We start from the raw sequence: 12,558 nt of genomic DNA, 5'->3' as shown, positions 1-12,558 counted from the left end.
CAGCGGGGTCTAACGCATCACATCAGCGCAAAATACCTCACCGCCCCTCTTTTTCCCCCAGGAAGAAATACCACAGCGGAATGGAAAGCAGCAGGGTGAACACCAGCGTATACAGCAGCACCATCAGGCTCTGCATGATCACCATCTGTGCGCTCCAGTCACCGATCGGCAGTTGAAACTGTTCGACGGTGCCGCCGAGGATCGCCCGGCCCATCACGCAGCCGACCGCCACCGCCACTGTCGCCACCGCCGCGCGAAACTTACGCACCTCGGCGCGGCGGGCGGCCGCTTCCGGCGTTTCGTCCCGAAGCCCTTGCCGCTGGCCGCGCCAGCGCCCTACGTCCACCAGCAGCAACGCCGCGAGGCTCACGCCCATTACCGGCAGGCAATAACCCAGCGCCGCTGCTACCAGCAGCGTGACGGCGCGGGCAGGCAGGGAAAGCGCCAGCCAGACGGCAACCAGGGTCTGCACCGGATGCTGCGTCCCCGCCGCCGGGCGGCGACTCCACCACATGCGGTAACCCAGCACGATCGTTAAGCACAGCCCGAGGCCGAACGCCGCCAGCAGCAGCTGATTCGGCAAGCCGAACAGAATGCCCATGTGGGCGTCGATGCCCCAGCGGGTCAGCTTGGCGATGAGTGGGAAGGTGTCGAACCGCACCTGATCGATGACGGCGAAGCTTTGCGGCGCGATGGCAACCGCGTCCACCTGCGTCGGCCAGCTGCGATCCACTTCGGTTACTGTCCAGGCTTTGCCCTCGCCTTTCGGCTGGCGCAGCTCGACCTTGGCGGCGTCGATCCCGGCGGCGCGCGCGGCGTGCAGCGCCCGCTCCCAATCACCGTTCAACGCATTGGCCTGCGCGGCAGGGCCCATCTTCATGCCCGGCATCATCCCGCGGTGCTCGGCGTGCGGATCGGCCGGCGTCTGCGGCGCATCGGCCTGCAGGCTGGTGTTGACCTGCGGCGTCAGCCAGCCCAGGTTGGCCCGCAGTGCGTCGATGTTGCTGCCGGCCCACTGCGACCAGGTCAACCCGGTAGCCGAGAAGAACAGCAGCCCGGCCAGCAGCGCCACGCCCAGCGTGATATGCCAATGGCGGTTAGCGGCGAAGCCCCCTTTCGCCCTTTTCAGCTTGCGCTTCGGCCGCGTCGCCAGCCACAGCGCCACGCCACCCAGCGCGGCCACCCACAGCCAGGAGGCCGCCAGCTCGCTGTAGTTACGCCCCAGGTCGCCGAGCAGCAGGCTGCTGTGTAGCTTGTCCAGCCAGGTGCGCAGCGGCAGCACGCCAGAGGTGCCGTACACCGTCATGTCGCCCTTGATCGCCAGGGTGTAAGGATCGACAAACAGCGCGCGCGACTCGGAGGCGCCCAGATCGGCACTCGCGAACTGCACGCGGGTGGTGTCCATTGCGCCGGGAGCCGGACGCACGGCGTAAATGCGCGCCTCGTCACCCGCCGCACGGCGGGCGGCGGCGATCTGGTCAGCCAGCGATCTCGCCTGCCCGTGCGGTTCGGTGAAAAGCGCATCGCGATACAGCGCCTCTTCAAGCTGCGGCGTCAACACATACAGCGTGCCGGTCAGTGCAGCGACCAGAATAAAAGGGGCAACCAGCAGGCCGATATAGAAATGCAGCCGTCTGATCAGGTTCAGCATCGCGCCACGCGGCGATGCAGCAGGTGGAGTTTTGGTTATTGAAGACATGGCCTTTCTCGTTTTTCAAACTGTGCACGCAGGCAAACCGTCCGCAGCGATACGGACGGCGTTACCCATGATCAAGCATTAGGGAAAAACGGCTGGCCGGGCGGCCCGCGCGGGCTCGGCCGCAGAGCAAGGCGCCGAATGGGCGGTGGGACGATGCGCGGCGCGCAAGGCAGGCGCGCGATGCGCGTCATCAGCCACAGCAGCGGGACGAATGCCCACAGCAGCAGCGGCACGTGGATCAGCAGCTCGCAATAGCCGCAGAAAATCATCTCCGCCGGGTCCATGCCGTGGTGGCCGGCATGTTCGGCGGCGGGCATCGCCATCCCGTGCATGTCGTGCGGCATGGCGGCTGCCGTCTGCGTCATGCCGCCCATCATCGGGTGGTGCGTCAGCGATTTCGACACCATCGGCGCCACAAACAGCAACAGCACCGCCAAAATGGCGATGCAGGCGGTAAAGCGTTGCTGTAGCTGACGTGGCACTCTCATCGCGGCGGCGAATTAACCCGGTCGGTGGCGAACAAGCGGCCAGTGTAACCCGCGATGCGCGATGAGGTGAAAGAAAAGTCAGGTTTGTCTTACCCGCCCCCGGCGAGGGCGATCACAGCGCCCGCGAGTAGACCCGCGAGGCTTCGCCCCAGGGATGATAGCCGAGCCCGTTATAAACGAAGCCGCTGCGTTCGTAGTACCCTTCCAGATCGGTGCACAGGTGCAGCTGCGGGAAGCCCAGCCGGCGGGTTTCCGCCGCTACATGCTCAATCAGTTTGGCGCCGAAGCCCCTGCCGCGCTGCGTCTCTTCTACGTAGAGCGCGCACAGCCAGGGATACAATTCCCCACGGCTGATAAAGTCGTTGGTAATCAGCCCCGCGCAGCCGAGGATCCGGTCATTTTCCATCAGCAGGTACCACTGCGGCAGCGGGTTGGCGGCGCCGAGGCTGCGGTTGATGGCGTCTTCATACATCATCAGCGTCTCTGCCGTGGCCCAGTGCCGCTGAAAATACGCAATGGCGCGCGGCGCCAGCTCGGGCGCTTGCCGCACCGAAATCATGTCCATCGTCATTCCCGTTATTCATGTTGTCAGCGTAGAATTATGCAGCAATATGCACGGTATGGCAGCGGCATTCCGCCGCCGTCATTCACCCCAAGGAGTCATCATGACGCAAAATATCTATGACAATCAGGCCTTCTTCGACGGCTATGCGCAGCTCAGCCGCTCGCAGCACGGCCTGGACGGCGCGCCGGAATGGCCCGCCATCCGCCGCATCCTGCCGGATTTACAGGGCAAAAGCGTGGTCGATCTCGGCTGCGGCTACGGCTGGTTCTGCCGCAGCGCCCGCGAACAGGGCGCAGCCAGCGTGCTGGGGCTGGACGTTTCGGAAAAAATGCTGGCCAAGGCGCGGGAGATGACCGCCGACGCGGGCATCGAGTACCGTCGGCAGGATTTGGCGCAGCTGCAGCTGCCGCCGGAAAGCTACGATCTGGTCTACAGCTCGCTGACGCTGCACTACCTCGAGGATCTGGCCGCCCTGTTCGCCACAGTTTACGCCGCGCTGAAACCGGGCGGGCAGTTCATCTTCACCGCCGAGCACCCGATCTACACCGCCCCGGCGCAGCAGGGCTGGCTGACCGACGGCAACGGGCAGAAATCCTGGCCGGTCAACGGCTACCAACGGGAAGGCCGGCGCGTCTCCAACTGGCTGGCGGAAGGCGTCATCAAGCAGCACCGCACGCTCGGCAGCTATATCAACCCGCTGGCGCAGCAAGGGTTTATCATCCAGCATTTGAACGAATGGGGCCCCAGCGCGCAGCAAATCGCCGCTAATCCGGCGTTGGACGAAGAGCAGGAACGCCCGATGATCTTCATTCTCGCCGCCCGCAAACCCGCCTGATTGATCCGCAGTAAACCGTTCACACCACCACAGTTGGGGAGGCCGCCTCCCCCCAACGGCTATTGTACCGGCAGCGCCGCCCCGTGCGCCGCGAAGTGCGTCAGCGCCTCGCCTTCCATACGATAACGCACCCACTCGTCCTGCGGCTGCGCGCCGATGCTGAGGTAGAAATCGATGGCCGGCTGATTCCAGTCCAGCACGCTCCACTCCAGGCGGCCGCACTGCCGCTCGCACGCCAGTTGGGCGATGTGCCGCAGCAGCGTTTTACCGGCGCCCGCGCCGCGATGCTTTGGCGCCACGTACAGGTCTTCCAGATAGATGCCGTTTTTACCCAGCCAGGTGGAGTAACTCATAAAGAACACCGCATAGCCCGCCGGCTCGCCGTTCACCGTACAAATCAGCGCTTCGGAACAGGCGCCCGGCCCAAACAGGCTGCGTTCGATGTCCTCCACGCTGGCCCGCACCTGCTCGCGCGCCTTTTCGTACACCGCCAGCTCGATAATCATATCCAGAATCAGTTTGGCGTCGCTTTTTTGCGCCGGGTAAATCTCAATGGTCATGGCAAGTCCCGTGTGAGTGGATGGCTGTGCTTGCCAGCATACAGCGCCTCTCATGCTGCATGAACGGCATTTTCAATATCATGCATCTGGATTGGAAACGCCTCGATCTCAACCTGCCGCAGGCGTGCGAAGCGGCGTTATAACGCGGGTTCGCCGATCGGCAGATACCCCTGCCACAGCGGCCGGGCGGGCTTGCCGTGCGGGTTGGCGCGCAGATGAACGTGGTAGCCCTGCAGCGCCTGCAGCAGCAGGCAGTCGTCCACCTCAGCCAGATCATCTTTGTGCTGCTGCGCGCTGTCCGTCAGCAGCGCCCGTTTGGCTTTCTCCTTCGCCTCGTCGGCGGAGCGCGCCACAAAAAGGCCGAACTGGTGCAATTCCGCCAGCTCATCGCTGCGGTAGCCGCCCACGTTAACGAAAAACAGCTTCTCTTCACCGGTAAACGGCGCAGGCTCCAGACTCACGTCGTAACCGTCCGCCCAGTCGATGCGCGCATAGCCGTCGACATGCACCTTGCGCTTATCGCCGAACCACTTTTCACGCAGCAGCGGATACGCTTCTTCCGGCCGATCCGCCGCCGCGAACTGCACGTCGTGCAACTCAATATTGGCGCCCGGCGCCGTACCGCCCACATAAAACATCAATAATCCCGGCATGTTAGTTTGCTCTTCCTGGTAATAGTCGCTGTGTAATTTAATACATAACGAAACGCCTGCCAACGGCGGCGCCATTCTGTGTTATCAATAGATGAGGTTTAATCTGTTGTGGAGGAACGCATGGCATTCAATATCGGTGATTTTGTACAACGCACCACCGGCGGCCCGAAGATGACCGTGGTGGCGATCGACGGCGAAACCCTGGTTTGCAGCTGGAATGAACTGGGTAAAGAGCAGCGTACGGAGGTGCAGGCCAACGAGGTGGCGCTGTACCACGAAGACGGCGATTTCGGCGTCTGCTGAATGACCGGGGCGCGCCGCGCCCCGTTATCGCCTCAGGCGCGAATGTCCTGATAGGCTGGGGTGGTATCGAACTCATGCTTGGCGAACGGGCACAGCGGAATGATTTTGCGCTGCTCCGCGCGCATTTTCTCCACCACCAGCGCCACCAGCTTTTTGCCGACGCCCTGCCCCTTCAATGACTCATCCACCCAGGTGTGATCGATAATGGTCAGCTTGTCGCCGCTCGGCACGAAAGAGATCTCGGCGATCAACTTGCCGTGCTCGTCATTGATATAAAAACGCTTCTCGTCCGCCAGTATTTTATGATCCATATTATTTCTCCCTATATTTCAGTGCGCCGCTGGGGCAAGTATCGATAACGCGTTTCACCTCGGCCGGCTCGGCATTGTCCAGCATAATCCACGGCCGGCGATTCAGGGTAAAAATAGCCGCGTTGCCACGCACGCAGTTGGCGGAATGGCGGCATATCGCGCTGTTAAAATAAACGTCAATCTTGTCGCCGGAATAACGGCGGTAACCGGCGGCGGTCAATTCTTCATCCATCATGGCCTCACATTGCCCGTTTTATTGTTTTTGCTCCAGGCTCAAGTATAGGCAATGCCGCTGGCTTCACCACGCCTCTCGTCCGCCGAAAAAAGTGGCGCAACCGCCCGCCGCAGCTAGAAAAAAACGTAAATTGTTCTAATCTTTAATCAGCAAGACAACATAATTCCGACAGTGGCTAAGGAGTTCGAAATGGGTGATAGCTCAAAAGACGGCGTAATTCTGCTGTCCCGCATTCTACTGATGGTTCTGTTTATCATTTTCGGCTGGATGAAACTGGTCAACTTCGGTGCGACCGTCACGGCGATGGAAGGCTATGGCACGCCGATGCCTTATTTGGCGGCGATTGTCGCCGTGGTGGTGGAGTTTATTTTCGGCATCGCGCTTATTCTCGGCCTGTTTACTCGCCCTATCGCGGTCATTTTTGCCCTGTATGTGTTGGGCACCGCGTTTATCGGCCATCCGTTCTGGAAAATGACCGGCATGGAAATGATGGGCAACGAAATCAACTTCTTTAAAAACATCAGCATCATTGGCGGTTTGCTGCTGCTGGCGGTGACTGGCGCCGGCCGTTATTCGCTGGACTATAAAATATTTAATAAATAATTCATCGATGGCCGGCGATATGCGCCGGCCATTTTATTTCGGCTATCCTTTCACCGGCTGCGCTTGGCGTGGCGCTCAAAGTTTTCCGCCCTGGCCTGCGCCGATTTACGCAGCGTGACATAGCAGGCGCCCTCGCCGCCGTCGCGCGGTAAGGCGCGGCAAAACGCCTGCACCTGTTCAAACTGCGCCAGCCATTTGGCGACGTAACTGCGCACGATATTCGGATGGCTTTCGTTCTGCCGCCCGCGGCCGTGCACGATCAGCAGCGAACGCAGATTTTGCGCCTCCGCCTGCATAATGAAGCGGAACAGCGCCTGCCGGCTGGCTTCAACCGGCTGACGCAGCAAATTCAGCGACGCCTGCGGCGGGTAACGCCCATTGCGCAGCTTGTCCAGCACGCCCTGCTGAATGCCTTCCCCTTTGAACTCCAGCGGCCGATCGCAGGGGATCACCTCGAGGAAATCGGTGCTGAGGAAGTTTTCCTGCCGCAGCCGCTGCGCTTCGCGCCGCGCGCTTTTGTCCACCGCCTCCTGCGGCTTGAGGTACAGCGTCTGCCGCCTGCTCGCCAGCGGCACCACGTCTGCCATCGCCTGTTCAAAAAAGTCTTTTTCCTGCTCGCTCATGTTCCACCTCTCTTGAACGGCAGCCTTTACGGCCGGGGATGGGGACGATTGTAAGACGCCTTGGCGCGGTTGCAAGCCGGGAATTGTCAGCGGCATTTGTCTCAATTGTCGTCAACGGGTGAGCTTGCGAGCAGTTTTCGCTATACTGCTAAGCCATCATTGAGTGCCGCAAAGGATCGAGCCCATGACAATGCGCGAGCTGGAAATCCAGTTTCAAAATGCGATGAATGAGTTGCAGAGCAGCTTCGAACGGCAACACCGCGAATGGCAGCGGAGCTACCAGGCGCTGCAGCAACTGCTGGAAGAAGCCAAACAGCGCGAAGCCGCGCTGCGGGCGCAGAATGAACAACTGGCGCGCAAACTGAGCACCGCCAGTTCGGTGCCGGAGCAGCATGCGCTGGTCAAGCAGATCAAAATGCTCGGCGCCCATCTGGACGCGCTGGCCAAAGACGCGGCCACCTTCAATCACCACCTGCGCCAACAGAGCGCGGTCGGTAATTTCAGCGGCGAACAGCATTGATAGCGGGCGCTGTCGCACAGCGCCTCCCGCCCCTCTTCTGGCGTATTGAGAGTGTAATAAAGCCTAAATGACCTGGATCATCCTCGCCGCCCTGATCGTCGTATTCATCATCGGTTACCGCATTTTGACGTCCGACACCCGTAAAGCCATCGATTCGCTGGCCCATCTGCTGAGGGTCAAACCGATGCTGATCGAATCGATGATCCAGGAAATGGGCGGCCGCCAAAGCCAGACCTTTATCCGCATGCTGAACAACGGCTATACCGAAGAGATGCACCAGGCCGCTTACCTGCTGTTCATCTACCTGACGTTCATCAAACAGGCGGACGACGAGCAGATTGGCCATTGGCGCGACGTGCTGCTGCGCGCCGGGCTGTCGCCGGAGCTGCACGCCGAGCACACCGAAGCGGCGCTGTTTTACTTCGCCGAGTTGGATATCGATGCGTTTGAACTGGCGCAGTTCCGCCGCGCCTACAACGAGCGTTTCAACCGCGAAGCGTTGGCCCACGGCTGATAGCGTCCCCCTGGCGGGGGACCGTTTACAGGAACATGCTGTAGAGGTAACGCGACAGCGCTTCGCGCGAGCTGAAGCCGTGTGCGATGCCGTAACGCTGATTCGGCGCGTCGCTGCTTAAATCCAGGGGAAATTCCAGATATTGCTCGCTGGTGCGCACCGGCGAGGTCGGCGTGGCGAAATGCACGCTTCTCTCTTTCAACGCCGGGTGGATCACCAACGCGGTTCTGCCCATCCGCGCTTCGCGATTCACATACACGTAGTGTGCGCCCTTGCGGTAACCATAGGCCTGATCGGTGACATAATCACGCTCAAAGCCGGTATTCTCCAACACTTTAGCCACTTCATCCGGCCGTAAATACATCGATTCCTCCTCTCATTCTGGACCGCTGAGCGACCTTACCGTAATCATTCACCGAAACAATGATTTTCTGGGGAGGAATCCGGGTTTCGGACTATTCCTGAATCAGGCCCGGCTGCGCTGCAGCAGGCGCAGAGTGAGCAACACCCCGAGCGCCACCAGCAGCGCCGCCGCCAGATAAATCGACGGCACGCCCGCCTGCCCAATCAGCAGCCCGGCCAGCGGGCCGGTGATGCCCAACGCCAGGTCGAGGAACGCCGAATAGGTGCCGAGCGCCGTGCCCTGATTCTGCGGCGGCACCTGTTTCACCGCCTCAACGCCCAGCGCCGGGAACACCAGCGAAAAACCGGCGCCGGCCAGCAATGCGCCGGTTTGCACCATCCAGGGCTCGCCGGCCTGCCAAATCAACAGCAGCCCGACGATCTCAACCAGAAACGACGCCAGCGTCACCTTCAACCCGCCGTGGCGGTTGATGACATTGCTGAAGATCAGGCGAATGCCGACGAAGGCGCAGCTGAACAGCGTCAGCGAAAACGCCGCGCCGCTCCAGCCTTTGTCGGCGTAGTAAAGGGTGATGAACGTGGCGATCACGCCGAAGCCGACGGTGCCCATCGCCAGCCCGAGACCATAGGCCCAAATGCGGCCGAACACCGCGCGAAAGGCGATGCGTTGCCCGGCGGCGATCGAGACGTCCGGCTTGCCGCTCGCCAACAACAGCGCCACCGCAACCGCCAGCACGATCAGCGCCGCCACCCCGGCCAAGCCCCACTGCTGATTCAGATACACGCCGAGCGGCGCGCCGGCCGCCATCGCGCCGTAGGTGGCGACGCCGTTCCAGGAGATCACCCGCGCGGTGTGCATCGCCCCAACCCGGCCGATGCCCCACAGCGTGGAGCCGGTGCTGGCGAAGCTTTCGCCGACGCCGAGAAACACCCGTCCCACGCACAGCAGCAGCAGGCTGAGCCATGGCCAACCGTCAACGCCGAACGCCAGCGCGTAAAACAGGCCGCTGGCGCCGCAGCAGGCCAGGCCGAACAGCACCACCTTCTTCGGCCCCAACTGATCGGCGTAACGCCCGGCATGCGGGCGGCTGAACAGCGTGGCGAAGTACTGCGCGCTGATGATAAGGCCCGCCAGCACCGAGTTGTAGCCCAGGTGGTCATGCACAAACCCCGGCAACACCGCCAGCGGCAGGCCGATGGTCAGGTAGCAGACGAAGGTGAACATCACCACGGACAAAATACGTCGGTTCAGTTGGAGGTTATTTTCTGCGGTCATCGAAGGCGGCTCGCATCGGACGGGGTAGACGAAGCCCTCCAGCATACCCCGACGAGATTTGATGATAAATGAGAGAGTGATAACGAATTATTATTTCGCTAACGGTTTGCCGCCACCCGCGCACGCAGAAAATCGATAAACGCCCGCACCTTCTCCGGCACGTGGCGGGTGTTCGGGTAGAGCGCATAGATACTCTGCTCGGGGAAACGGTGATCCGGCAGCAACCGTTGCAGCCTGCCGGCGTCTATGTCGGGCTGCGCCAGCCACGCCGGCAGCAGCGCCACCCCGGCGCCATGCAGGGCGAACGCCAGCAATGCCGCGGCGCTGTCGCCGGTGAGCGTCGCCGCATCCGCGACCTTGAACAGCACCGCGTCGCGCTGCGGCGTGACCACCTGCCAGCTGAGGGGCGAACTGAGCCGGCTGTGGGCGATCCACTGCGCCTGCGCCAGATCCGTCAGCGAATGAATCGGCCGCTCGGCCAGATAATTCGGCGCCGCCACCGGAAAGATGGCGAAGCTGTCGATCAGCGCCGCGCGGTGGCTGGAATCCGCCAGCTGGCCCAGGCGGATCGCCACGTCGAAGCGCTCAGAGATCAGATCGGCATGATAAGAGGAAGACACATGCTGGATGCGCAGGCGCGGATGCTGCCGCGAAAACGCCGCCAGCGCCGGCACCACGACCTGCGCGCCATACTCAGGCGTGCTGGTGATGCGCAGCACGCCGCTCAGCCCGTGATGATCGCGTCGCACGTCGTCGAGCACGTTCTCGGCCTCCTGCAACAGCTGCAGGCTGCGCTGGTAGAAGCGTTCGCCGGCATCGGTCAGCGACAATCGGCGGGTGCTGCGCGCCAGCAGTGACACCCCCAGCTCATTCTCCAGCTGCTTGACGTTAAAGCTCACCACCGCCTTGGTTTGCCCCAGCGCCGCCGCCGCCGCGGTAAAGCTGCCCGCTTCCACCACCGCCGCGAAGATCGCCAGACGCTGCAAATTCAGCATTTCGCCGCCCTTATTGTCAAAATCATTTTGACAGTGTAATCGCCCGCCGCCGATTTATCCGCACTTTTCCCCCCGATACACTGCTCGCCTTCAACCGGAGGCACCATGTCTTATCGCAGCAAAGTGGCAATCGTCTATCTGCTCGGCTTTTTCGTCGATCTGATCAATATGTTTATCGCCAACGTCGCCTACCCCGCCATCGGCCAGGCGATGGCGGCGTCGGTCAGCCAGCTGGCGTGGGTCAGCAACGGCTATATTCTCGGCCTGACGCTGGTGATCCCGCTCAGCGCCTGGCTGGCGCAGCGCATCGGCGGGCGGCGGGTGTTTCTGCTCTCGCTGGCGCTGTTCATGCTGGCCACCCTCGGCGCGGGCAACGCCGACAGCATCGGCGCGCTGATCGGCTGGCGCACCCTGCAGGGCATGGGCGGCGGTTTGCTGATCCCCATCGGCCAGACCCTGACCTATCAGCTGTACCGCAGCCATGAACGCGCCGGGCTGTCGGCCGCCATCATGTTGGTGGGGCTGCTGGCGCCGGCGCTGTCACCGGCGCTGGGCGGCTGGCTCGTCGATCGGTTGGACTGGCGCTGGGTGTTTTTCGCCAACCTGCCGCTGGCGGCCCTGGCCCTGGCGCTGGCGGCGCTGTGGCTACGTGCGGAAACGCCGACGGCGGCGTGCAAACCGCTCGACGCGACAGGATTACTGAGCGCCTGCGCGGCGCTGACGCTGCTGCTGCTCGGCCTGACCCGGCTGAGCGAAGCCGGTCATCAGGTTTCCGGCGCGGCGCTGCTGGCCGCCGGGCTGCTGGTGCTGGCCTATTATCTGCGCCATAGCCTGCGCACCCCGCAGCCGCTGCTGAACCTGCGGCTGGTCGGCGATCCGCTGCTGCGCAACGCCATGGCGGTTTATTTGTGCATTCCCGGCCTGTTCATCGGCGTCAGCCTGGTGGCGATGCTGTATTTGCAAAACCAGCTGGGGATGCCCGCCGCGCAGGTCGGCGGCCTGATGCTGCCCTGGGCGCTGGCGTCGTTCCTGGCCATCACGTTGACCGGCAAAAGCTTTAATCGCCTCGGCCCGCGGCCGCTGCTGATCGCCGGCTGCCTATTGCAAGGCGCCGGCATGCTGACGCTGGCGCAGATCGATCAGGCCGGGCAGCACGCGTTGCAGATCGCCGCCTTCGCCCTGATGGGGTTCGGCGGCAGTCTGTGCAGCAGCACCGCGCAGAGCAGCGCGTTTCTGCAGATCCCCGACGGCCAATTGGCGGACGCCAGCGCACTGTGGAATATCAACCGCCAGCTCAGTTTTTGCCTCGGCGTGGCGCTGCTCAGCCTGCTGCTGAATCTGCTGCTGGCCGTGTTGCCGCCCGCGGCGGCTTACCGAACCTGCTTCATTCTGGCGGGCGCCAGCGCACTTATCCCGCTGTTGCTGTGTCTGCGCCTCGCCAACCGCGCCATCGTGCGCCAACTCAACGCTCAACAGGATGCTTTATGAACCCGTATTTTACCGAAGTGATCGACGCCCACATCGCCATTGAACGCTGGCTGGGCAAAGGCGCCGGAGAGGAGCAAGCGCTGCTGGCGCGCTTTACGCCGGATTTCAGCATGATCGCGCTGAACGGCGCCCCGCTGGATTTCACCGCGCTGTGCGCTTTTTTCCGCGCGCATCGCGCCGCCAAACCGGGACTGGAAATCGAGATAGAAGAGATGAAGCTGGTGGCCGAATGGCCGACTGGCGCGGTAGTCAGCTACCGGGAAAAACAGAGTCTGCCGGGGCAAAGCGCCACGCTGCGCTACTCCACGGTGGTGTTTGAACGCCTGCCCGACGCGCTCGGCTGGCGGCATTTGCACGAAACCGCCGCGGCGCAATAATTACAGGAAGCTGCCGGCCAGAAACAGTTCCCAACCGACGATCACCCCGCACAGGGTTACCGCGCTGAAAATAACTTCAAACAGATAGCGATTGATCATCGTGCGTCGCCTCAAAAGAAGACACCCGGAAGAACCGGGTGTCTGGAGTAC

Annotated in this window: 18 protein-coding genes; 7 read left to right on the top strand and 11 right to left on the bottom strand. The window is 62.2% G+C overall.

Annotated elements, in window-relative coordinates; translation table 11 throughout:
• Positions 1–37: 37 nt before the first annotated feature.
• From ACJ8IP_RS20205 to ACJ8IP_RS20195, 3 genes are all read right to left on the bottom strand, one after another.
• Entirely contained in the window at positions 38–1,699 is a 1,662-nt protein-coding gene (locus ACJ8IP_RS20205; protein ID WP_199913448.1) for a DUF2534 family protein, read from the bottom strand.
• Positions 1,700–1,770: 71 nt separating this feature from the next.
• Entirely contained in the window at positions 1,771–2,181 is a 411-nt protein-coding gene (locus ACJ8IP_RS20200; RefSeq protein ID WP_164106874.1) for a DUF2946 domain-containing protein, read from the bottom strand.
• Between the two features lie 118 nt (positions 2,182–2,299).
• The gene (locus tag ACJ8IP_RS20195) at positions 2,300–2,752 is read right to left on the bottom strand and encodes a GNAT family N-acetyltransferase (RefSeq protein ID WP_108682343.1); all 453 of its coding nucleotides are present in this window, start codon (positions 2,750–2,752) and stop codon (positions 2,300–2,302) included.
• Between the two features lie 100 nt (positions 2,753–2,852).
• Here ACJ8IP_RS20195 and ACJ8IP_RS20190 point away from each other — a divergent pair, with 100 nt between their 5' ends.
• Positions 2,853–3,587 (top strand): class I SAM-dependent methyltransferase, encoded by a 735-nt coding sequence (locus ACJ8IP_RS20190; protein WP_164106873.1) that lies wholly within the window; start codon positions 2,853–2,855, stop codon positions 3,585–3,587.
• A 59-nt stretch (positions 3,588–3,646) separates the two neighbouring features.
• Here ACJ8IP_RS20190 and ACJ8IP_RS20185 read toward each other — a convergent pair whose 3' ends face one another.
• Complete coding sequence (locus ACJ8IP_RS20185; RefSeq protein WP_164106872.1) at positions 3,647–4,147, bottom strand: GNAT family N-acetyltransferase; 501 nt, start codon at positions 4,145–4,147, stop codon at positions 3,647–3,649.
• Between the two features lie 137 nt (positions 4,148–4,284).
• Positions 4,285–4,800: a DUF1543 domain-containing protein gene (locus ACJ8IP_RS20180; RefSeq protein ID WP_164106871.1), complete on the bottom strand. Its 516-nt coding sequence runs from the start codon at positions 4,798–4,800 to the stop codon at positions 4,285–4,287.
• A 120-nt stretch (positions 4,801–4,920) separates the two neighbouring features.
• Here ACJ8IP_RS20180 and ACJ8IP_RS20175 point away from each other — a divergent pair, with 120 nt between their 5' ends.
• Complete coding sequence (locus tag ACJ8IP_RS20175) at positions 4,921–5,103, top strand: YodC family protein (protein ID WP_016929823.1); 183 nt, start codon at positions 4,921–4,923, stop codon at positions 5,101–5,103.
• A gap of 32 nt (positions 5,104–5,135) precedes the next feature.
• Here ACJ8IP_RS20175 and ACJ8IP_RS20170 read toward each other — a convergent pair whose 3' ends face one another.
• Positions 5,136–5,414 (bottom strand): GNAT family N-acetyltransferase, encoded by a 279-nt coding sequence (locus tag ACJ8IP_RS20170; protein WP_033644139.1) that lies wholly within the window; start codon positions 5,412–5,414, stop codon positions 5,136–5,138.
• 1 nt (position 5,415) lies between these two features.
• The gene (locus ACJ8IP_RS20165) at positions 5,416–5,646 is read right to left on the bottom strand and encodes a (4Fe-4S)-binding protein (protein ID WP_164106917.1); all 231 of its coding nucleotides are present in this window, start codon (positions 5,644–5,646) and stop codon (positions 5,416–5,418) included.
• 192 nt (positions 5,647–5,838) lie between these two features.
• On the opposite strand from ACJ8IP_RS20165, the gene ACJ8IP_RS20160 reads away from it, so the two are divergent.
• Entirely contained in the window at positions 5,839–6,252 is a 414-nt protein-coding gene (locus ACJ8IP_RS20160; RefSeq protein WP_016929826.1) for a DoxX family protein, read from the top strand.
• A gap of 50 nt (positions 6,253–6,302) precedes the next feature.
• Here ACJ8IP_RS20160 and smrA read toward each other — a convergent pair whose 3' ends face one another.
• Positions 6,303–6,875, bottom strand: a complete 573-nt coding sequence (gene smrA / locus ACJ8IP_RS20155; RefSeq protein WP_033651604.1) for a DNA endonuclease SmrA — start codon at positions 6,873–6,875, stop codon at positions 6,303–6,305.
• A gap of 184 nt (positions 6,876–7,059) precedes the next feature.
• Here smrA and ACJ8IP_RS20150 point away from each other — a divergent pair, with 184 nt between their 5' ends.
• Together ACJ8IP_RS20150 and ACJ8IP_RS20145 are read left to right on the top strand one after the other, a co-directional pair.
• Entirely contained in the window at positions 7,060–7,395 is a 336-nt protein-coding gene (locus ACJ8IP_RS20150) for an MbeD/MobD family mobilization/exclusion protein (protein ID WP_033644141.1), read from the top strand.
• Positions 7,396–7,462: 67 nt separating this feature from the next.
• Positions 7,463–7,909, top strand: a complete 447-nt coding sequence (locus ACJ8IP_RS20145; protein ID WP_033644142.1) for a DUF1198 family protein — start codon at positions 7,463–7,465, stop codon at positions 7,907–7,909.
• 25 nt (positions 7,910–7,934) lie between these two features.
• Here ACJ8IP_RS20145 and ACJ8IP_RS20140 read toward each other — a convergent pair whose 3' ends face one another.
• From ACJ8IP_RS20140 to ACJ8IP_RS20130, 3 genes are all read right to left on the bottom strand, one after another.
• The gene (locus ACJ8IP_RS20140) at positions 7,935–8,273 is read right to left on the bottom strand and encodes a DUF2002 family protein (protein ID WP_042785237.1); all 339 of its coding nucleotides are present in this window, start codon (positions 8,271–8,273) and stop codon (positions 7,935–7,937) included.
• A 102-nt stretch (positions 8,274–8,375) separates the two neighbouring features.
• A complete protein-coding gene (locus ACJ8IP_RS20135; protein WP_042785238.1) occupies positions 8,376–9,548 on the bottom strand; it encodes an MFS transporter in 1,173 nt (390 codons plus the stop codon).
• Positions 9,549–9,646: 98 nt separating this feature from the next.
• Positions 9,647–10,543, bottom strand: coding sequence for a LysR family transcriptional regulator (locus tag ACJ8IP_RS20130; protein ID WP_033644145.1), 897 nt, complete (start codon positions 10,541–10,543; stop codon positions 9,647–9,649).
• A gap of 105 nt (positions 10,544–10,648) precedes the next feature.
• Between ACJ8IP_RS20130 and ACJ8IP_RS20125 the strand changes: the two genes are divergently transcribed.
• Together ACJ8IP_RS20125 and ACJ8IP_RS20120 are read left to right on the top strand one after the other, a co-directional pair.
• A complete protein-coding gene (locus ACJ8IP_RS20125; protein ID WP_047025557.1) occupies positions 10,649–12,031 on the top strand; it encodes an MFS transporter in 1,383 nt (460 codons plus the stop codon).
• On the top strand, positions 12,028–12,408 hold the full coding sequence (locus tag ACJ8IP_RS20120; protein WP_004928958.1) for a DUF4440 domain-containing protein: 381 nt from the start codon (positions 12,028–12,030) through the stop codon (positions 12,406–12,408). Before ACJ8IP_RS20125 ends, ACJ8IP_RS20120 begins: the two co-directional genes overlap by 4 nt.
• Positions 12,409–12,558: the final 150 nt, after the last annotated feature.

The organism is Serratia sp. CY52157, from assembly GCF_052168495.1.
Lineage (GTDB): Bacteria > Pseudomonadota > Gammaproteobacteria > Enterobacterales > Enterobacteriaceae > Serratia > Serratia ureilytica.
The sequence above is the reverse complement of the archived record's forward strand: the minus strand, read 5'-3'. Positions and strand labels throughout refer to the sequence as shown.